Source organism: Stenomitos frigidus ULC18, from assembly GCF_003003795.1.
GTDB lineage: Bacteria > Cyanobacteriota > Cyanobacteriia > Leptolyngbyales > Leptolyngbyaceae > Stenomitos > Stenomitos frigidus_A.
Genome location: NZ_PVWK01000084.1, coordinates 60,393 through 80,912 on the forward strand (window position 1 = coordinate 60,393; position 20,520 = coordinate 80,912).

Annotated in this window: 17 protein-coding genes; 9 read left to right on the forward strand and 8 right to left on the reverse strand. The window is 52.6% G+C overall.

Translation table 11 applies throughout. The features are described 5' to 3' along the window. Window positions 1-17: 17 nt before the first annotated feature. Together rsgA and C7B82_RS15455 are read left to right on the forward strand one after the other, a co-directional pair. Window positions 18-1,196 carry a small ribosomal subunit biogenesis GTPase RsgA gene (gene rsgA, locus C7B82_RS15450; protein WP_106257186.1) on the forward strand — a complete coding sequence of 393 codons (1,179 nt, stop codon included), beginning with the start codon at window positions 18-20 and terminating at the stop codon, window positions 1,194-1,196. A 231-nt stretch (window positions 1,197-1,427) separates the two neighbouring features. Continuing rightward, window positions 1,428-1,859 (forward strand): peptide chain release factor 1, encoded by a 432-nt coding sequence (locus C7B82_RS15455; protein WP_106257187.1) that lies wholly within the window; start codon window positions 1,428-1,430, stop codon window positions 1,857-1,859. A 4-nt stretch (window positions 1,860-1,863) separates the two neighbouring features. Here C7B82_RS15455 and C7B82_RS15460 read toward each other — a convergent pair whose 3' ends face one another. Both C7B82_RS15460 and C7B82_RS15465 read right to left on the reverse strand, forming a co-directional pair. Next, window positions 1,864-2,139: a hypothetical protein gene (locus tag C7B82_RS15460; RefSeq protein WP_245939919.1), complete on the reverse strand. Its 276-nt coding sequence runs from the start codon at window positions 2,137-2,139 to the stop codon at window positions 1,864-1,866. Between the two features lie 220 nt (window positions 2,140-2,359). Further along, window positions 2,360-3,580 (reverse strand): SpoIID/LytB domain-containing protein, encoded by a 1,221-nt coding sequence (locus C7B82_RS15465; RefSeq protein WP_106257189.1) that lies wholly within the window; start codon window positions 3,578-3,580, stop codon window positions 2,360-2,362. Between the two features lie 359 nt (window positions 3,581-3,939). Here C7B82_RS15465 and C7B82_RS15470 point away from each other — a divergent pair, with 359 nt between their 5' ends. Then, complete coding sequence (locus tag C7B82_RS15470) at window positions 3,940-4,893, forward strand: ribonuclease Z (protein WP_106257190.1); 954 nt, start codon at window positions 3,940-3,942, stop codon at window positions 4,891-4,893. 47 nt (window positions 4,894-4,940) lie between these two features. On the opposite strand, the gene C7B82_RS15475 is transcribed toward C7B82_RS15470, so the two are convergent. From C7B82_RS15475 to C7B82_RS15495, 4 genes are all read right to left on the reverse strand, one after another. Further along, entirely contained in the window at window positions 4,941-5,360 is a 420-nt protein-coding gene (locus tag C7B82_RS15475) for a hypothetical protein (RefSeq protein WP_106257191.1), read from the reverse strand. A 248-nt stretch (window positions 5,361-5,608) separates the two neighbouring features. Beyond that, a complete protein-coding gene (gene cobU, locus C7B82_RS15480) occupies window positions 5,609-6,187 on the reverse strand; it encodes a bifunctional adenosylcobinamide kinase/adenosylcobinamide-phosphate guanylyltransferase (RefSeq protein WP_106257192.1) in 579 nt (192 codons plus the stop codon). A gap of 739 nt (window positions 6,188-6,926) precedes the next feature. Beyond that, complete coding sequence (locus C7B82_RS15490) at window positions 6,927-7,109, reverse strand: type II toxin-antitoxin system HicA family toxin (protein ID WP_106257194.1); 183 nt, start codon at window positions 7,107-7,109, stop codon at window positions 6,927-6,929. 29 nt (window positions 7,110-7,138) lie between these two features. Continuing rightward, window positions 7,139-7,384 carry a DUF1902 domain-containing protein gene (locus tag C7B82_RS15495; protein WP_106257195.1) on the reverse strand — a complete coding sequence of 82 codons (246 nt, stop codon included), beginning with the start codon at window positions 7,382-7,384 and terminating at the stop codon, window positions 7,139-7,141. A 151-nt stretch (window positions 7,385-7,535) separates the two neighbouring features. Here C7B82_RS15495 and C7B82_RS15500 point away from each other — a divergent pair, with 151 nt between their 5' ends. Further along, window positions 7,536-11,087, forward strand: a complete 3,552-nt coding sequence (locus C7B82_RS15500; RefSeq protein ID WP_106257196.1) for a WD40 domain-containing protein — start codon at window positions 7,536-7,538, stop codon at window positions 11,085-11,087. A gap of 136 nt (window positions 11,088-11,223) precedes the next feature. Here the strand turns inward: C7B82_RS15500 and ffh are convergent, their stop codons facing one another. Next, window positions 11,224-12,690, reverse strand: a complete 1,467-nt coding sequence (gene ffh / locus C7B82_RS15505) for a signal recognition particle protein (RefSeq protein ID WP_106257197.1) — start codon at window positions 12,688-12,690, stop codon at window positions 11,224-11,226. Between the two features lie 380 nt (window positions 12,691-13,070). On the opposite strand from ffh, the gene C7B82_RS32355 reads away from it, so the two are divergent. Continuing rightward, a complete protein-coding gene (locus tag C7B82_RS32355; protein ID WP_219904450.1) occupies window positions 13,071-15,509 on the forward strand; it encodes a GAF domain-containing protein in 2,439 nt (812 codons plus the stop codon). On the opposite strand, the gene C7B82_RS32360 is transcribed toward C7B82_RS32355, so the two are convergent. Next, on the reverse strand, window positions 15,495-15,665 hold the full coding sequence (locus C7B82_RS32360; RefSeq protein WP_181357512.1) for a hypothetical protein: 171 nt from the start codon (window positions 15,663-15,665) through the stop codon (window positions 15,495-15,497). The two genes, C7B82_RS32355 and C7B82_RS32360, sit on opposite strands and share 15 nt — an antisense overlap. 540 nt (window positions 15,666-16,205) lie before the next feature. Here C7B82_RS32360 and C7B82_RS15515 point away from each other — a divergent pair. The 4 genes from C7B82_RS15515 (at window position 16,206) to C7B82_RS15530 (ending at window position 20,309) form a co-directional block, all read left to right on the forward strand. Continuing rightward, a complete protein-coding gene (locus tag C7B82_RS15515) occupies window positions 16,206-17,150 on the forward strand; it encodes a DUF1517 domain-containing protein (RefSeq protein ID WP_245939920.1) in 945 nt (314 codons plus the stop codon). 137 nt (window positions 17,151-17,287) lie between these two features. Next, window positions 17,288-18,064 (forward strand): cysteine hydrolase family protein, encoded by a 777-nt coding sequence (locus tag C7B82_RS15520; protein WP_106257199.1) that lies wholly within the window; start codon window positions 17,288-17,290, stop codon window positions 18,062-18,064. 110 nt (window positions 18,065-18,174) lie between these two features. Then, window positions 18,175-18,630, forward strand: coding sequence for a cupin domain-containing protein (locus C7B82_RS15525; protein ID WP_106257200.1), 456 nt, complete (start codon window positions 18,175-18,177; stop codon window positions 18,628-18,630). A 5-nt stretch (window positions 18,631-18,635) separates the two neighbouring features. Further along, window positions 18,636-20,309, forward strand: a complete 1,674-nt coding sequence (locus C7B82_RS15530) for a CocE/NonD family hydrolase (protein ID WP_106257201.1) — start codon at window positions 18,636-18,638, stop codon at window positions 20,307-20,309. Window positions 20,310-20,520: the final 211 nt, after the last annotated feature.

Genomic DNA, 20,520 nt, shown 5'->3' on the forward strand with positions numbered 1-20,520 from the left:
GTTTTGAGTGTGGTGTTATGAGTTCTGAGTTGAACGATCCACTTAACGCTCAAAGCGCTACTGAAAGAGAAGCGCACTCTAAGCCGCCTCTGCCACTTCTGGGCACTGTCGTGGCAGTGCAGGCCAATTACTATCACGTGCAGCTTGATTTCAGTCGGGAGCCAGGAGTGTGCCAAGACGGTAAAGCGGCGCAAATTGCAAGCTCCAGACTATCAGTGCCGCTGATGCTGCTTTGTACTCGTCGATCGCGCCTGAAAAAAATTGGACAGCGGGTGATGGTGGGCGATCGCGTCGAGGTTGAAGAACCAGACTGGGACGGTGGACGTGGGGCGATTGCGCACGTTTTACCGCGTCGCTCAGAGCTGGATCGTCCACCAGTTGCTAACGCGGATCAACTCCTTCTAGTGTTCGCAATGGTTGAGCCGACGCTAGATCCCCATCAACTGAGCCATTTTTTGATCAAAGCAGAGACGACGCAGCTACAAGTTTGCCTTTGCTTGAATAAAAGTGACCTTGCCACCGCTGATGAACGCGAACATTGGCAAAATCGCTTACAGCATTGGGGCTATAGGCCAATCTTGATCAGCGTGCACCAGGCCATAGGATTGGCGGCTTTGGCTGCTCAGCTTACCGATCGTGTCACCATCGTTTCGGGACCATCGGGGGTTGGCAAGTCTAGTTTGATCAATCAGTTTGTGCCCAACTCTGATTTACGAGTTGCCACGGTGTCTGGCAAGCTGGGTCGTGGACGGCATACCACACGGCATGTCGAGCTGTTTGAGCTGCCAACGGGTGGGTTGCTGGCCGATACGCCTGGTTTCAACCAACCGGATTTAGACTGTGCGCCTGAAGACCTGGCAAATTATTTCCCAGAAGCACGGAAGCGGTTAGCAGAGGCGAATTGTCAGTTCAGCGATTGCCTGCATCGAGATGAGCCAAACTGTGTAGTGCGGGGCGATTGGGAACGCTACGAGCATTATTTGCATTTTCTGGAAGCGGCGATCGCTCGTCAGGAGGCTTTAAATAAGCTTGGTGATAGCGAATCGACGATGAAACGTAAAAGCGATCGAGCTGGAGAACAGTATGAGCCAAAGCTCGAAACAAAAAAATACCGTCGTCCCTCACGCCGTGTGCTGCAGCAGACGCTACAAAACATGCGATATGACTTAAAAGATGCTTCGCTGGATGGGGACTGAGGAAAGAAGGATGAAGGATGAAGGAACGTTTTGATTTTTGAGTTGGAAATCAGGAGAGAGGAGAAAGGACTTTGAGTTCAGACTCTAGTCTTGTACCTCGTAATAACCAACAGCTTGATTACCGACCAAATGGTTGCTTACTGCTGCGATTGCGCTGATTGAGGCTAAAATCGCACTACTAGGTGCAGTTCTGGAGTAGGCGCAGTTCTGGAGCGTTTCAGTAACATCCTTATGAGAAAACCGTTTGCTCGGCTGAAGTTTTTGCCCTGGCGATCGCTGTTTCAAGCGGCATTTGTGGCTGTAGTGCTCCTGGCGCTCCCAGTTGATATCTTGTTGCAGGTTGCGAGCCGCTATGGCAATCAGTCCCCTGCACTTGAAAGCATGGTGAGCCTTCTGATGTCGCCCTCTATGGCACTCATCATTGGTCTTGGCTTGCCCGTCGGCTTAGGGGCCTTAGCGGTGTTTGCCTTAGAGCGCATCGATCGCTCTAGCATCAGCACAGGCAGTTTATGGGGTCTGGTGCTCTGTGTAGCGCTTGTATTTCTCTTGGAGAAGTGGCTGCTCTTCGGATCGCCTGGATTTAGCATGACTGTGCTGGCGCTGATTGCTGTCGGCGTTTTTTGGAAGGGACGCCCCTACTGGCACTCATACAGACGGTGGTAATGTTCTATGGTGGCGCTGGGTCTGAGGGATCGACTGCTGTCACGAGCCGCTCTAAGACATCCGTCAGGCGATCGAGCCGTTGCAGCGATTCCTGTTGCGCTTCGGTGAGCGTTTGTACCGCATCACTGAGCGCAAAAACTTGGTACCCCTGCTGCTGTACATGGCTTGCAAGCGCATCCAATCGTTGCGATAGGCAATCGACGGTTTCGGTCGTTGCAAGTACCGCTTCACCGATCTGTTGCACAATTAACTCTAATTCTGGGCGATTTTCAGCATCCACAGTCCGCAAACCTTTAGTGCAAGCGAATAGCCATATTGTTATATCAGTTCAAAGAACGATCGTTGCAGACTGATCTTGGGTGAGGACGTGGTGTTGCCGTGCCCCTACAAGCGGTGTTACCTGCTCGCTTTAAGTTGTATTAGATTTTAGACCAGTTCGATCAGGTTGCAACACCGTCACGTAGAACGGTGTTACAGCAGAAAGCAACAGCAACAGCCGCTTACTTGACCTGAATCTTCGCCAGAGTTGTGTTCTGGTAGTATTGCAGCAAAATTTGTTGATAGTTAGTACCACGTTGTGCAAGGTTATAAGCACCCCATTGGCTCAAGCCTAGCCCATGTCCAAAACCACGACCGCTCACCTGAAAGGTCGTAGGTGCAGCTTGCGCTTTTTCTTTACTTGCTTCCAGCACAGGCTGAGGAACAATGCTGAAGAGTGTACTTCTCAGGTTCAGAGCGGTTTGAAGGGCCTCACCGCTGACGATCTTCTGACCTTTATCGCCCACCACTCGCATTGACTTGATCCGTCCGCATGCAGTTGTTTCCACAGCCTGAAACGAGATGATGTTACCCACTCCAGGAATGCGCTTGCTTAAGGCAGTGCGGGAAAATTCTTCTCCCCACTGAGCCACGGGCGATACCTCTGGGAAGTTTTCTTTGACCGATCGCAGGTAAGGCACTGGACTTGACCACACATCCTCAGAATTTTCGGTACAGCCGCCAGCAGACGAGTGGAAGGCCGCCTCAATAATCTGACCACTGGAGACTAGCACTTGCTCAGCTGTCGCATTCACCGCCGTCTGTGTGCCCGTTGATTCATCCCGAATGCCTCTATAAACTTGTGATGCCGTTGTGTCTACCACATCATAAATGCCGTTGGTCGCTCGTTGGCGATGATACAGCGCATAGGAACGCGCTGCGACTGCCTGTGCTTTCAAGGCTTCCTGGGGCCAGTTGCCGTTCATTTCGCCACCCAGAACGCTGTAGAGATATTGTTCTAGATCGACGTAGTTGACAGCGATGAGCCCGCTTTTGCCTGGGACAACGAGCGTACGACCACGATACCAGCGATCGCCGATATATACGTAGCCGCCTTCCGTTGGCTCAACCCAAAGTTGGCTTGACTGCCAGCGATCGAGGCTAACGCTACCCTGTTTGGGCTGAGCGATAAAGGCATTCATTGGTGCAATTTCGCCCAAGGGTTGCCCGTTACTACCGCGTACGATCCCTTTCGTCGAACTGCCAATGGCGACCTGACTAACGCCGTTCTCAACCGCAACTCGTAATTCCAACGCTGCTTCGGCCGGACGACTAACGGCGCTTTCCATCACGGCAAAGGCTGCCATCCAGATAAAGAGTTCCAACCACCGACTGCGTCCTTTCAAATGCTTTAGCGTTCTCAGCTGAGAGAACAGTAAAAAGGGGAAGCGTTCCAATGACATTTTCAGAAGTCTCCTCACAGGTTCAAGCACTTAAAAGCAGTCATCATAAAGTAGCCCTGATGCAAAGACGATCGCGCAATCCAAGATAGATTTAGCCAACGAGGCCTAATATACGTCAAATCGCTTTAGATAGAGTCAACCATTCTGAGGCAAATGTTCCCTCTTGACGCCAGATATACGGCTATTGAGAAAATGCTATGGGTCTCAACCCTTGCATCTTGTGTCTTCAACAGTTTGTAACGTTTATTAAACCAGATCCTTAAACCGAATTTGTCACTCATTCGTCTTTGTCAAACCCTTATGTCCTTCGCCTATGTCAGTATAGGTTCAGGAAGAAAATCCGTTTGGAACGCTAAGTTTTGCAGATTACATTCCTCGGAACCAGTTCTGGTGTGCCAACGCGATCGCGCAATGTTTCTAGCGTGGCGCTGCGCCTGCCCCAGCGCGCTGAATTTTGGCTGTTTGATTGTGGTGAAGGGACCCAACACCAGCTTCTACGCAGCGAGCTTAAAAGCAGCCAGTTGGCGCGCATTTTTGTCACCCACATGCATGGCGATCACATCTTTGGCTTGATGGGTCTGCTGGCAAGCTGCGGTTTGGCTGGCAATGTGCAGCGGATGGATATTTACGGCCCACCGGATTTGGATGAGTATCTCAAAGCCTGTCGGCGCTACTCGCAAACGCATTTTTCGTACCCGATCAAAGTGCATACGGTACGTCCCGGTGTGATTTACGAAGACAGCGAGTTTACGGTGAGCTGTGATCTGCTCAAACATCGTGTGCCTGCTTATGGCTACCGGATTGCTGAGCGCGATCGTCCTGGACATTTTGACGTGAAACGAGCTGCTGCCTTGGGCATTCCTTCGGGGCCGCTCTATGGCAAGCTGAAGCGTGGTGAGGTTGTTAGCCTACCCGATGGACGACGGGTAAATGGGGCTGACCTCTGTGGGCCTACAGAAATAGGACGCAAGCTAGCGTACTGTACGGATACGGTTTTTTGCGATACCTCGATCGCGCTGGCACAGGATGCCGATGTCTTGATTCATGAAGCAACCTTTGCGCACCAGGATGCGGAACTGGCGTATCAACGTCTGCACTCCACCTCGACGATGGCAGCACAGGTGGCACTGGCAGCACAGGTGAAGCGGTTGATTATGACGCATTTCAGCCCTCGCTATGCGCCTGGGAATGACATTGAGCTTAAAGATTTGCTGGCAGAAGCCCGGTCAATTTTCCCAAACACCGACATGGCTTCAGACTTTTGGACCTATGAGATTCCCCGGAGACAGTCACCTGAACTCGCGACTGTTTGACGGAATAATTGCGAGCAGGCAACGTTGATCTACTACCCCTTTCTTGACTAGCTGTTGGCTTGGCGGAGTCGATCGCGCACTTGTCCCATTCTGGCTTGGCTACTGATTGGGGCGCGTGGCTGAGGCAATTCAGTATTCGGCCATCCTGGCAAATCGATGCAAGGACATTCAAGGGCTGCAACGCCTTGAACCTTTACAGGTTTCGGCATCTCACAGCGAGAGCACGGATCAATCTCCCAGAGGGGGCTTAATAGTTCTGCGATCGTTTGCTGAGTACCTTCGAGATAGCAGTCGCCTGCATCTGCTGAACGAACTTGCTGCCAACAGTCCTCAAATTCCTGGCTGTAGCGATCGCCCTGAATGACTGAACGAGGCAACACGGCACTTTTACCACCATGAAGCAAAAGCCGTTTGCCTAACTGAAACCAATAGGCGAGATACTGCTTAACCTGTTGTTCTGATGCCATAACGTAAAAGCAAAGGGCGCAAAGTGCCCTCCAATAGTTGAGTGAATTGCTCTACTCCCCTCATGGCGCTTCTGTCACTAACAGGTCTTCTGCCAAAGGTGGAATTTCAAAGGGATTTTGTCTGATGAGATTCTGTTTGATTGTTCCATGCTAGTCTGCGCAGTCCTGCTTCTACTGACTGCAAATCTGTATCTATATTTAAGTTCTTGGCGATCGGGAGGGGGTAGGGAGTGGGGAGGAGGGGGAGCTTAAAGCTCAAAATTTCTACGCTCTACGCTTGCTTTTTCTAGTGGCACGCCCAATGTGCTTAAGTTCAGGACGTGACCACCAGTCACTAGGTAAACGGGCTGCGCGATCGCGCCAATTTGGCGCGTTAGCATGCCGAGCCGATCGCGAAACAAGCGTCCCACTGGATAGGCAGGTACCACACCCCAGCCTGTTTCTTCTGCGACAAAAATGATGTCGCTGGTTGCGTGCTGGAGGCTTTCCAGCAGATTGTGCAGGGTTTTGCTCCAGGTGGCTTCGTCTTGCTCTAAGAGGTTCGCGAGCCAAGTGCCTAGGGAGTCCACCAAAAGACAGCTATTGGATGGGGCTGTTTGAATCGTTTCAGCTAGCGCGATCGGGACGGTTAGCGTTTGCCAGGTGGAGGGACGCCGCTGTTGATGTTGCTCAATGCGTTGCTGCCACTCGCGATCGCTTGTATCGATCTGAGCCGTCGCCACGTAAAGGACGGACTTACCGGAGCGCTTTGCTAGTGTTTCTGCCCATTCACTCTTGCCCGATCGGGCGGGTCCCGTTACCAGAATAAGCTGATGCTCAGAAACCATAGTGCTGCGTTGCCATGCTTACTTCAAGTCTGGATCAGGTTCTAGTATCCATCTGTTCACGCATTGGCGTACTGTTTGCCAATTTAGGCAGGCAGCCCATGGAAGCGAGCGATCTCGCCTCTGCGTAAGCTGATGCAGGCTTAGGACTTGTTAAAAAATAACTGCATACTTTTGGCTTAGCTATCAGCTATCAGCTTTTCTCTAATGGCTGACCGCTGACCGCTGATGGCTGACCGCTACAGTCCATGACGTTATCTCTTTACAGCCCCTTAAAGTCTACTTGAGGCAGCCTAATATCGAGTTGCGCCATGTTTGAACTGAGTCGAGCGATCGTTCCAGCCACTTGAGTTTGTTCCAGGTGCAGTTGAGTCCTAGTTGAGTTGGGTCGAGCGATCGTTGAGCATTATCAAGCTAGCTCTGGGTGAAGTCGAGTCACAGTTTTGCTCAGTCGAGCTAGCTCTGGGTGAAGTCGAGCCATGTTTTAGCTCAGTCAGGCTAGCTCTGAGCTAGGTCGAGTCATACATTAGCTCAGTCGGGCTAGCTCTAAGCTGAGTTAAGCATGTTTAACGCTGAGTCAACCTGCTTACGGGGTGCCTTGAGCAGCACTTGGCTCCGCTTTGGCGCGTCTGTGACCCATTGCTTTGAATCGTTCGCCGAGTTAGTCGGCAACGCTCTTAAGCCCAAGGGCATGTTTGGCGGCTGTTTTCAAAAAAGTCGGGGATCTGAAGGTCTAGCAGATCTAAAAAGCCTTCGGTAAGCCTGCCTGCTTCAACACTGCATTGGCTGTATGGCGAGACTTGATGAAACCGTCTACAACAAAGCGGCGATCGGTAATGGGGCTGTACCAGATTTCATGATCTCCTTTGCCCTGGCGCTCAAAGGAGCAGCCTGCGTCTGCCAGTCGCTTCTTGAGTGCTGCCATAGCGTTGCAGTCATAGGCGAAGCAGCCATTTAGGAGGCCACCTGAATGAGTTCCTGCCGATGGCTGGTAAGTTGCACCGCGATCGCGCCTGCATAATCAGCAGCAATCACATGATTGAGCACCAGCAGATCGGGGATTAGATCCCGAAGCTTTCGGCTCAGCGCCTCAATGGTATCGGCTTCAGTGGCTAAGCCTGGCACATCGTCGCTCGTTGCCACCCAAACCGAGGCATCGTTGTCCCAGACGGCATCGACCTGATAGACGATCGGTTCCATGTTTGCCTCTCTTGAGCGTTAGCGTTAGCCTGCGCGATCGTACTCATCGCCTCTCCAGTGTAAAACATGACTCACCCCCACTCCCCACTCCCCACTCCCTACTCCCTTTCCTATAATCAAGTTGCGGCAACAAAAACTCCCTCCTCCCACCATGCCCCCATCCGAATTCCTCCCCGACTTGCCCAACTACGACCCCGAACCTGCCGATGGCGTGCGCGTGGGTGAATCACCCGTACCCGGACTGACCCTACGACGGATTTTGCGGGGACATGAAGATGACATCGGTCGGATTGCCTGGTCACCCGATGGTTCACTGCTTGCCTCACCTTCAGACGATACAACTATCCGCATTTGGGATGTCGCTAGCAGCAGAGCGTTACAAACATTGCAAGGGGATGGCGAAATTAACAGCGTAGCGTGGTCGCCTAATACTCAGCGCCTCGCCTCGGATAATTCTTCTGGTAATACAATCTGCTTGTGGAACGTGGCTAGCGGTAAGCCTTTACAAACTTTGAAAGGGCATACCGACATAGTTTGGAGCGTGAAGTGGTCACCTGATGGTCAGCGTCTCGCTTCGGGTTCTCAAGATCAAACCATCTGCCTATGGGATACGGTTAGTGGCAAGAAACTACAAAGTTTACGAGGGCACACCAGCTGGATTCAAAGCGTAGCGTGGTCACCTGATGGTCAGCACCTCGCTTCGAGTTCTGGTGACGACACCATCCGCTTATGGGACGCGACCAGCGGCAAGCATTTACATACTCTGCAAGGGCATACTAACTCGGTTTACACTGTGGAATGGTTGCGAGATAGTCAGCGCCTCTTGTCGGCTTCGGCTGACAACACCATTCGCCTATGGGATGCAACCAGTGGTAAGACATTGCAAATGTTGGAGGTTCATTCAGGCTATGTTAGATGCATCGCTCTTTCCACTAATGATAAGTGGTTGGCTTCCAAGAGCAGTGATAATACCGTCCGTATATGGCGTTGTGACACCTGGGCATGCGTGGCGGTGATAAATGAAGCAAGTGACACCTACGATCCCAGTGTTGCCTTCCACCCCAGCCTTCCCTTGCTAGCAACACTGGGAGAAAAAGATTGTACGATTCGCATCTGGGAGTTAGACGAGAGCCTTTTGCTCGGACAGGCGCAGAAAAGCGTCCACTATACAACCGCAAAAATTGTCCTGGTCGGGGATTCCGGTGTAGGCAAAACGGGTTTGGGCTATCGGCTCGCGCAAAACGAATTCAAGGAACACGCCTCCACCCACGGTCAGCAGTTCTGGGTGATTGATGAACTGGGCAAAACCCGCAAGGACGGCACGCAATGCGAAGCGGTGCTCTGGGATCTGGCAGGTCAGCATGTGTATCGCTCCATCCACTCCATCTTTTTAGACCATGTGAATGCCTCGCTGGTCTTGTTTGACCCCAGCAACCGTCAAGATCCACTTAAAGGGGCAGAGTTCTGGCTGGAGCAGCTAAAAGGAAACGCTCAACTACCGCCCAGCGTGTTGGTCGGGGCACGGGTGGATCGCGGTGCGCCCGCCCTCTCCCAGCAAGACCTGGAGCAGTTTTGCCAGCGCTACGGCATCAGCGGTGGCTATATCAGCACCAGCGCCATGACGGGTGACGGGCTACCAGAACTGCTGGAGCGTCTCAAAGCTCAGATCCCCTGGGACGAGATGACCACTACCGTCACCACCGTCACCTTCAAGCGCATTAAAGACTACGTGCTGGCACTCAAGGAACAGCCCGATCGCAAAAATGTACTGGTCAGTCCAGCAGAGTTGCGCGTCTTACTTGAGACCTCGCTTGAGACCTCGGAGGTTTCCGAAACCGACCAGGTCTGGACGTTCACTGATGCCGAGATGATGACCGCCGTGGGGCATCTGGAAAATCATGGCTATGTATCTATCCTGCGGAGTTCTGCGGGTGAGCAATCGATCTTGCTCAGGCCCGAATTGCTGGTGGGTCTGGCAGCGTCGATCGTGCTCCAGGCAGACAAACACCCCCGCGAACTGGGAGCCATCAATGAAGCGGAACTGCTAAAGGGCAACTATGCCTTTGATGAACTCAAGGGTCTGGAGCCAGCCGAACAGCAGCTTTTGCTGGATGCCGCCGTGCTGCGCTTTCTCGATCACAGCATTTGTTTCCGCGAAACCCTGGACACCGATACGCTGTTGATCTTTCCAGCACTCATCAAGCAAAAGCGCCCTCTGCAAGACGATACTCCCTTCAGCGACGATATTTCCTACATCGTGCGCGGTCGGGTCGAAAACATCTACGCCACGCTGGTGGTCTTGCTCGGCTACACGCCCTCCTTTCTCCGCATCAATCACTGGCAAAACCAGGCGCAGTACGAAATGGACGCGGGGCAAATCTGCGGCTTTCGCATGCTGGCAGACCGTGAAGGCGAGATTGAACTGGTGCTCTACTACGGCGACCAGATGCCCACCAGCGGACGCACCGCGTTTCAAACCCTGTTTGAACAGTTCCTCTATCAACGCGAAGTCGAAGTCACCCGCTTTCCACCTGTTCTCTGTGAGAACCATCACCGCCTGGAGCGTACCACTGTCACCAAGCGCAGTCGGGAGGGCAAGACCTTTGCCTTCTGTGAGGAGTGCGGCAGCAAAGTGGATCTCCCAGCCGCGCAACCTGCTAGCATTGGCACCAGCGCCTCTAGCTGGCTGCAACGGGAAGAAGCGATCGCCCGCCTGCGGAATACCTATGAAACCCACCTTTCCAATGTCAAAGGCTACCGTCGCCAATGGGCGGCTCCCCGCTGCCACCTCAGCTATGTGCCAGCCCAGGAAACCTGGGCTAAAATCTTCCAGCATGATTTGCGGGATGCGGGCATTTATTTGGTGAGCGATGTGGCACAGGTTCAACCTGATGATTATGTCGTGGTGTTGGATACGCCTGCCTATCAGCAAGCATGGCAACAATCTGCGGCAGCGCTGAAAGACGATCGCACCTTGATTCAGTCACGTTTAGTCAGCAAGAAGCGCCTGCTTTCCCTTGTCCTGGAAAGCAAAACCACATCAGCTTCCTCGCATGATTTGCGTGGGTGCAAACCTGGCGACTTTTGCAATCCCTCCCACTATCCTGTCAGCCTGTTTGATTTGGTGCTGAATTTGTACGCCATTCCCTTTGATCTTATGGGCTTTGCGCCGCTACGTGAAAGCTTGCACCGACAATGGGAAGAGAACCTGAGTCAATTTGCCCCAGACCTTACACCAACTATTAAATCGCTCAAAGTCTTTATTAGCTACGCCCACAAAGACGAAGAATTTAAAGATGAGTTAGTGACAATGCTTGCCAGTATGCAGCGTCAAGGAATCATTAATGCGTGGCAAGACCGCTTGATTGAACCTGGTGATGAGTGGTATCAAGCCATTCAAACCGCGATGAATGAGTGTGACATAGCCTTACTGCTCGTGAGCAAAAACTTCCTTGCCTCGCGCTTTATCTCCGATCAAGAAGTACCCCGATTGCTGCAACGACGCAAAGAAGAAGGCATGCGCGTCATCCCTATCATCATCCGTCAGTGCATGTGGAGCAGCGAACCTATCCTCAAAGATCTGCAAGCCCTACCACGCGATGGGAAAGCCGTGATTACGTTTTCTGAGGGGAATGGCGATCGTGACCAGGCTTGGGCGGACATTGTCAAAGCGCTTGAAAAGCGTGCGAAAGAGTTCCAGTAAGTAGGAAGTAGGGAGCAGGGAGTAGGGAGACAATTCAAAACTCTTGCTCCTCTCGCCTCACTCAAAACTCAATAGCCCTTAGCCCACTGCTCCGCAGAAGCAAGCATCTACATCCTTCATCCTTTAGCCTTTCCCCTCACAAGTTCCCAAAGCCTTTCTTCTTCTTGTCCTTCTTCTTCTTATTGCCCCCAGTCGCGTAGCCGCGCCAGCCAGGTTGTGGGGGACGGTTGCCGCTGGGCATGCCACCCATACCGGGCATCCCAGGCATCCCGCCCATACTGGGCATCCCACCCATGCCGGGAAAGCGTCCCTGTCCCATTTGCTGCATGAGCGATCGCATCTTCTGGAAGTCGCTTACCAGCTTGCTGACATCGCTTTCACCATAGCCAGCACCACGGGCAACGCGACGACGACGACTGGGCGAACCGGATAGCAATTCGGGATTTTTACGCTCGGCGACGGTCATTGAGCCAATCATGGCTTCGGCACGTTTAAGCTGCTTTTCGCCCTGCTGCAACTGCTCGTCGCTGATCTTGCCCATGCCGGGAAGCATTTTCATAATGCCGCCCAGCGACCCCATGTTCTTGAGCATCCGGGTCTGCTTGAGGAAGTCGGTGAAGTCGAACTTAGCAGAGAGAATTTTCTCCTGCATCTTTTCGGCTTCATCCATGTCTACTTCTTCTCGCGCTTTCTCGACCAGAGTCAGCACATCACCCATACCCAGAATGCGAGACGCCATGCGATCGGGATAGAAGGGCTGCAGCGCCTCAACTTTTTCACCGACCCCGATAAATTTGATCGGCTGACCGGAGATTTGTCGAACTGAAAGTGCTGCTCCACCACGCGTATCGCCATCCATCTTGGTCAGAATGGCACCCGTGATGCCGATTTGACTGTGGAAGGTTTGGGTGAGGTTGGCCGCTTCTTGACCTGTCATCGCATCGACAACCAGCAGCACTTCATCGGGCTGCACGGTGTTTTTAATCTGCGCCAGCTCTGCCATCATGTCGGCATCGATTTGCAGTCGTCCCGCCGTGTCAATGATGACGGTGTTGATGCCATCGGCTTTGGCTTTCTCGACCCCTTGACGCGCAATGTCAACTGGATTCGCGTCTTTACCCAGTTCAAAGACGGGCACATCGATCTGGCGACCGAGGGTAAGGAGTTGGTCGATCGCCGCTGGACGGTACACATCCGTTGCGACGAGCAGCGTAGAGCGGTTTTCTTTACGCAAATGCAGCGCTAGTTTCGCGGTGGCAGTAGTTTTACCCGTCCCCTGCAGACCCGCCATGAGAATGACGGTTGGTGCCGTAGCTGCCTCGGCGAGAGGCGCATTGTCGCCGCCCATCACCTGCACCAATTCGTTGTGGACAATTTCAATAAATTGCTGATCGGGGCGCACGCCAGCGATGACTGCCGCGCCTTGAGCATTGGTTTCAACCGCTGCGACGAAATCTTTCACGACCTGAAGGCTGACATCTGCTTCTAGCAGAGCCCGCCGCACTTCACGCACAGCATCTTTAATATTGGCTTCGGAGATCTTGTCCTGACCTCGCAGCTTTTTCCAGGTAGACTCCAGGCGATCGGAGAGCGCTTCAAACATGACTCATTTCTTGCCAGCTAGTTATTTCTGCAAACAGAGAGTGCGATACCACTGCCCACAAAGCAGCCTCACAGTAAATCGCTGCTTGCTCTCTATCCAGATTAGCGCTTTCGGTTCGCTTCATTCAGTGAATCCACGAAAAGGCTGGCATAGAAAAGCAAACTACTGCTTGCTAACGGATTGCTATGAGTGGTTTGGTTACTGTCAGAACGCTTGCAGTAAGCTGGAAAAAGATCGCCTTATGGCGTGTTAAGCGATTAGCTTACCGACGAGTACGGCTGTGATCACATAAGAAAGACAGCGCATCGGGGCATACTAGCTGAAACTAACCTGAATCATCACGCACTCGTTGAGTGTTTCTCCAGCCAAGGCAGACCACCATGCATATCTCTGAGCCATCGACTATGCCATTGAGCGAGCATGAAGAGGCCGTTACTCGGACGAATGGTCCGGAGAGGCAGTCCCCCGATCGTGTCGCGCTGGCGATGGACAATCAGCAGCATATTGCTGCTGGCCCGATGGGAGCTCAAAACGAGCCAGATCCCAGCGCCTGGTGGCACTATTTTCAGCGATCTAGTCAGTTACTCATGGCGATTATTGAGCCAATGACGCTGACCTTGCAGTACGCGAATGATTTCTTTTGCCGGATGGTTGGCGTTACCACAGGCACCCAGGGCGATCTCGCTCAGCTGCTGCAACAACGACTCAGCGAAGCAGACAATACTGCCATTCAGCGATTGTATTGCAGGCATCTGCTGCATCGCGTTCTCGAGCAGTTTTACCAGTTCAATCCGCAGGGCTGCCGCTTGTTAGAGGAACCAATCATGGTTTCTCTGCAAAGCCCACTGTATCCAGAGTTGCGTTATGTCGAGTTTTGGTTGCGATCGGATCAGTTAACCATCACGCGCCTGAATCCTCAATTAGATGAGTTTGCTGATCTGGGTCTGGAACGCATGGCAGTGGAGGCCATAGCCGCGACGCTGAATGATCCGGAGCAGTTTGAATCGCTCGCACAACGGCTGCGGTTAGACAACTACCAGGTTGATGGCTGGCTGCTGCTAGAAGGGCTGGATATAACGGAACGGGAAATTGTGCGCCGCATTACGCACCTGTTGATCGATCGCGATTCGATTCTGCGACCCCAAAAATTTGGTGAACTGAATCAGCAAATGCGATCGCTCTTTCGTGCCCAAAATACGCTGGTACTCAGCATTGAAGCCGATCAAATCCGATTATTTATGGGTTCGCTGAGCGAGGAGCCACACACGACCCTGTATCCGCTGAAGTCTTTGCAGCAATCGCACTTCATGCGCGCCATCCGCACCAATCAGGTGTTGACTGTCCCTGACCTCGCTGCCGATCCCCGTACCGACGCAGGACGGCAATTGGTGGCGATCGGCGTCCGTTCGTTGCTGCTGATTCCGCTGCTGGCACCGAGGGTTGTCGTGGGGGACACTGCGATACAGGCCAGTATAGGCAGAGACGCTCAAGAGGGCGAGCAAGAGAGAGACACGAACACGCAAGCGCACGAACATACAGAAACTCATGCCGCTTCTGACTCCCAGTCCATTGCTGATCCAACAGCCACCGCTCTTGACGCAGTGGGTGTTGTGGCTCTCTTAAGCGATCGCCCCCACAGCTTTGATGCGATCGACTGCCGTCATGCTGAGCAACTGATTCCTGCTTACACCAGAGCACTCACGGCTGCTCAACGGCAACTCGTGCAGCAGCGCTTTATCACGAATATTCACCCAGCTGTAGAATGGCGCTTTTTGCAAGAAGCCGAGCGACGCGGTCTGGGGTTGCCTCCAGAGCCGATCGTGTTTACCAATGTGTATCCGCTGTATGGCATTTCGGATATTCGGGGATCGTCAGATGAACGCAACCGAGCGATTCAAGCCGACTTGCTGGAGCAGTTTCACCTGGGTTTAGCGGCTGTTGATGCAGCCTGTCAGACTAGAGAAACCAGTTTGGGACGACAACTGCACCTGGATTTGGTGGAGCATATTCGCCAGATGCAGGAGTGTGTCACTGTCGACGCGGAAGTGAGTCGGCTGCGCTACCTGCACGATCATCTGGAACTTTACTTTGACTATTTTGCTCAGTGTGGGGACGCTGCGATCACGGCTGTGAGTGCATACCGTGCTGCCTGCGAGAATGAACATGGCTGCGTGTATCGGGCACGTGCTCATTACGATGAACTGATTCGACAGATTAACGCCCTTTTGCGCGAAACCTGGGATCGCTGGCAAAGCGCCATGCAGCAGACAACCCCTCACTATTGCGACATCGAAGCCACAGACGGGATCGACCACATGATCTACGCGGGAGCGTCGATCGATCCTAAATTTGGCAGCTTCCAACTCCGTAGTCTGCGCTATGAGCAATTGTGTGCCGTATGCGACTGTGCGAGAACCGCTTTTCACTTGCAGGAGAAATATAGTACGCACATGCAAGTCACACATCTAGTGCTGGTGCAGGATACCGCAGTGGACATTTTCCACGACGAAACGACAGAGCGATTGTTTGATGTGCGGGGTAGTCGCGATACGCGCTACGAAATTGTTAAAAAGCGCATTGATAAGGCGGTTGACGAAGAAACTGGTACGCGCATCACACAGCCTGGAATGCTGACTCTGGTCTTCTGCACCGAGGAAGAGCGGACGGAGTACCAGCAGTATCTCCGCTATCTGATGCGCGAAGGTTGGGTGGATGCTGAGGTCGACCGCGGTACCGTGCAACCACTTCAGGGAGTAACGGGATTGAAATATGCTCGCGTCCGCATTCTCCCTGAAAAGGCTGAATTAGCCCAAACCTAGCCACTCCAACACGCCTTGTCCAGTGGCGTACTCGATGACCAGCGTTAGCGCAAAACCAATCATGGCAGCACGACCATTGAGGCGTTCTGCATACTCGCTAAAGCCGAATTTCGGCTCTTCTAACTTGGGGGTAACCGTTGGTTGAGATTGAGTCATGAGTCAGTAGTTCTCAATAAGGCTGATGGATTTACACAACGTTGCCAGCAGGAGCGCCTCACTCAATAGCTAACTCGCAGCAACGACAGTAGCTTAGTTACAAAAGTTTACGTTAATACTATAACGTTTGATTGAGAGGAAAGATCTCGATCGCCCAAACTAAAATGACTGATCTACTAACAAGCGCTGGCGGAAGATTTCTGGGGCGAGGTCTTGCATCGCGTCAGCTCTCTTTTTTGGAGGGTTGGATGAACGAACACGATCGTACGGCTTTCTACCCACGATTACGTCCTTCAATCGATTTTCAAGGGGCATTGAAGGCGATACAGTAGTAGGGAGGTCTAAAGTAACAACTCTTAACAGATAACCAATCTGTTTTGGATCGCTCTACTCGGCTCGTAGGTTAGTACCAGTGGCTTTCGTTCTTAGTCAACCGCTGCGAAGTTTCAGGCAAAATGGAACAGGGAGCCGACAGAGTTTCACTGTCATTTAGCAAACGTCTGGGTAGGCATATTTATGCACAAAGTATTACGTTCAATCATGAAGCCGTGGGTGAAGGCGCTCATGGCGATCGGTTTAGTCATCGCACTGTCGTTTGGGCACGCAGGTGGTGCGCTGGCAGCAGGTGGTGGTCGCATTGGAGGCGGCTCTTTCCGTGCACCTAGCCGCAGCACTTACTCCGCTCCACGTTCCTATGCCCCCGGTGGTGGTTACGGCGGCGGCTACGGCGGTGGTTATGGTGGTGGCTTCGGATTGCCCTTCCTTTTCCCGGTCTTTGGTTTGGGTGGTGGGGCAGGCGGATTGTTCAGCATCCTGATCTTTTTGGCAGTGGCCAACTTCCTGGTACAAAGCTTCCGTCGATCGCGTTCTGATGACGACAGCCTGGGCTACAGCGCTGAAAACCCAACGATTTCGGTTGCCAAGCTACAAGTGGGTCTGTTGGCAGAAGCGAGAGAGCTGCAGTCCGACCTGAACAAAATTGCCCAAAAAGCGGATACAAGCTCTACGACTGGGTTGGCTGAAGTGCTTCAAGAGTCCACGCTGGCGCTGTTGCGGCATCCAGAATACTGGATTTACGCTGGTTCTACCGTGCAACAAACGCGGTTAGAAGCAGCAGAGTCGCAGTTCAACCGCCTGCTGATTGCTGAGCGCAGTAAGTTCAGCGGCGAAACCTTGTCTAACGTTAACAATCAGCTCAAGCAAGCATCTAGCGGTCTTGCTGTCGCTGAGAAGGGTGGGGCTTTGGCTCAGGCAGATGGGCCTGGTGAATACATTGTGGTGACGCTGTTGGTCGGCTCTCAAGGCAAGCTGGAACTGCCGAAAGTAAACAGCTCAGATGATCTGCGGCAGGCGTTGCAGCAGTTAGGTGGTGTGTCGAGCGATCGCCTCCTGGCTCTCGAAGTGCTTTGGACACCGCAAGCTGAAGGTGAGGTGCTGACAAGCGACGATGTACTGGTGCAGTATCCAGACTTAAAGCTTGTTTAAGGCGCTTAATCTGATCGTTATAGATGACAACGAGTCATAAAAAAGGGGCTAAATGCCCCTTTTTTTATGGTCTGTAATACAGTCTTGCCACACGCAACCCCTCATACTAGGAAGAGTCGTAGAACTATTGCACTGGCATGACATCACCGCTTCGGACTTTAGGAGTGCCTCCCAACGCCTGGTCGGTCAACGCTGCGATCGCGGATATTACCCGTCCGCCCCTCGATTCCAACATCATTACGCTGACCACTGCTACCAAAACGCTACGCCTGGATCTGGCCAAAGCGGCCATCCTGATCATTGATATGCAAAACGATTTTTGCCATCCTGATGGCTGGTTGGCGCATATTGGTGTTGATGTGAACCCGGCACGTCAGCCGATCGCCCCACTTCAGGGTTTGCTGCCTGTTTTGCGGGGTGCTTCAGTGCCGATTTTATGGGTCAATTGGGGCAATCGTCCTGATTTGCTCAATATTAGCGCTGGGCTACGGCACGTCTATAATCCCACTGGTGATGGGGTGGGGTTGGGCGACCCGTTACCAGCAAATGATGCCCCAGTACTGATCAAAGAAAGCTGGGCAGCCGCTGTGGTAGACGAGCTTGAGCAAAAGCCAGAAGATATTCGAGTGGATAAGTACCGGATGAGCGGCTTTTGGGACACGCCGCTAGACAGCATTCTGAAAAACCTGGGCAAGACGACACTGTTCTTTGCGGGCGTCAATGCCGATCAGTGCGTGATGGCAACCCTGCAAGATGCCAATTTCCTGGGCTACGATTGCCTCTTGTTGACTGATTGCAGCGCTACAACATCCCCCGACTATTGCTGGCAGGCAACGCTGTACAACGTTAACCAGTGCTTTGGTTTTGTGGCGGATTCCCACGCACTTTTAGATGCGATTAAGTCTAGTGTTTAGTGGTCAGTGGTCAGTGGTCAACTGCTGTGAATGATGGACTACGAACCACTGACTAAAAACAGTCAAACATTTGCAGACCTTTTCTTCCCCACTCCACCTGAGGAATATCCATGGACTCTGAAAGCTGCGTCATTCCGATTGTCAAATCGCCGCTCGATTACCAGGCGTTTCGGATTAGTCCTCACGACACAAATCGGTTGGCAATCGTGTTTGATCCCCAAATTGCCAACATGTCGCTCACGCTATGCGTCGAAATTTTTGATGTTGGTGGGAAAACGCCGCCCAACCGTCATCAGCTTGCAGTCGAAATGTTTTTTGTCCTCAAGGGCGAAGGCTTGGCAACCTGCGATGGCAAAACGGTACACGTTCAGGCAGGCGATAGCATTTTGGTGCCTCCTACAGGCATTCATGGGATCGAAAACACGGGGGCAGGACGCCTGTATGCCCTTTGTTTTATGGTGCCAAACGAGGATTTTGCTGAACTCATTCGTAGCGGCATTCCTGTTGAATTAGATGAGGAAGATATGGCGGTCTTGCGTCGCACACCTTCACCAGTGCTGTGTTGAGGGGGATGTTCAACGTTCGTCCCAAAGAAACGGCGTCTATGCTCACTCGTGATGGAGTGCGGTTGGATGCTGATGTCTATCGTCCCGATGATGAGGGTTCGTTTCCTGTTTTACTCATGCGACAACCCTATGGGAGGGCGATCGCCTCTACGGTCGTGTATGCCCATCCCACCTGGTATGCCGCTCATGGTTACATAGTGGTGATTCAGGATGTCCGTGGGCGTGGTACGTCGGACGGTTCGTTCAAGCTCTTTGCCCATGAAATTGAGGATGGCGAGGATACCGTCAACTGGGCAGCCAACCTTCCCGGCAGCACGGGGCAGGTTGGCATGTATGGCTTTTCGTATCAAGGCATGACGCAACTGTACGCTGCTGTTGCAAAGCCACCTGCGCTTAAAGCTATTTGTCCCGCGATGATTGGGTATGACCTGTATACCGACTGGGCGTATGAAGGTGGCGCGTTCTGCTTGCAAGCCAATCTTAGTTGGGCCATCCAAATCGCGGCAGAAACGGCTCGGCTGAAGGGCGATGTCACAGCCCACCACACCCTTGCAACAGCAGCCAGAAATTTGCCCCTCTGCGATCCCGTGCCAACCCAGTCTGGCATCTTAAAAACGCTTGATCCAGAGTCCTTCTACCATGAGTGGTTGCAGCATTCTGAACCAGACGACTATTGGGAAAAGCTATCGCCCAAGACGTATTTGCACGATGTTAATTTGCCAATGCTGCATATTGGCGGTTGGTTTGACACATTTCTGCGGGGAACGATGCATCTCTACAAAGAAATGGCAAGCCGTAGTGCCGATCGCCAGCAGTTGCTGGTGGGTCCGTGGGCGCATTTGCCGTGGGGACGTAAAGTGGGTGCGATCGACTTTGGAACCAAAGCGTCTACCCCCTGCGATCGCTTGCAAATTCGTTGGTTTGATCAATTCCTCAAAGGCTTGAATACTGGCTTGTTGGATGAACCCGCGATCGCCCTTTTTGAGATGGGCAGCAACCAGTGGCGTTTCTTTGACCAATGGCCCAGTGCCGAATCAACTCCCTATGTCCTTAATAGCACTGGGTTAGCCAGTATGAGCGATCGTGAAGGCACTCTCATCCCGATATCCCCGCACCCCGCACCCCTTCAACGCCCCACTCCCTCACCGCTTCCCGCATTATCCGACACCTTCGTCCATGATCCCTGGCGATCGGTGCCTGCTCTTGGTGGTCATGCCTCCATTCCCTCTGGCCCGCAAGACCGTTCCAGTCTCGACTGCCGCACCGACGTTCTTACCTACACCTCAGAACCGCTCACTGAAGACTTGTATCTGGCAGGTGATGTCTCTGTGTTGATTTATTGTGCAGCAGACGCTTTGAGCTTCGACTTGTGCGCTATCTTGGCTGAGGTGCGATCGCATGGCAGTGTCTACAATTTCACACAGGGCTATGTGCGTGTGCCTCCAGGACAGGTAACCGTACCGCTGCAAATAATGCTCCAACCCACATGTATTCGCCTTTCCAAAGGCAATGCTCTTCGTCTCAGCCTCAGTGCAGCGTGTTTCCCATCGTACCCAGTCAATGCGGGAACGGGCGTGCCTGCCAGCGAAACCCGTTTAATTGATCAGCAGATTATTACCGTGACTGTTGCAAGTGGGAGCGATCGCCCGTCTCAGATTTTGCTGCCCGTAAGGCAATAGCCTTTGTTAACGTTGTTTGTACCGAGTGCGTACTAAGCGGTATGAGCGGAGCCAGCATTGAGGTATTCTTGTGCTAACAATTGCTTAGAGCGTTATGAGCTACACGTTAATTCGTCGACAAAAGATTAAAATGCACCATGAGATTGTGCCTTGGACAGAAGCAAAATAGGCACACGCTTTGTCATGCTGAGCATGCATCAGTAAGATATTT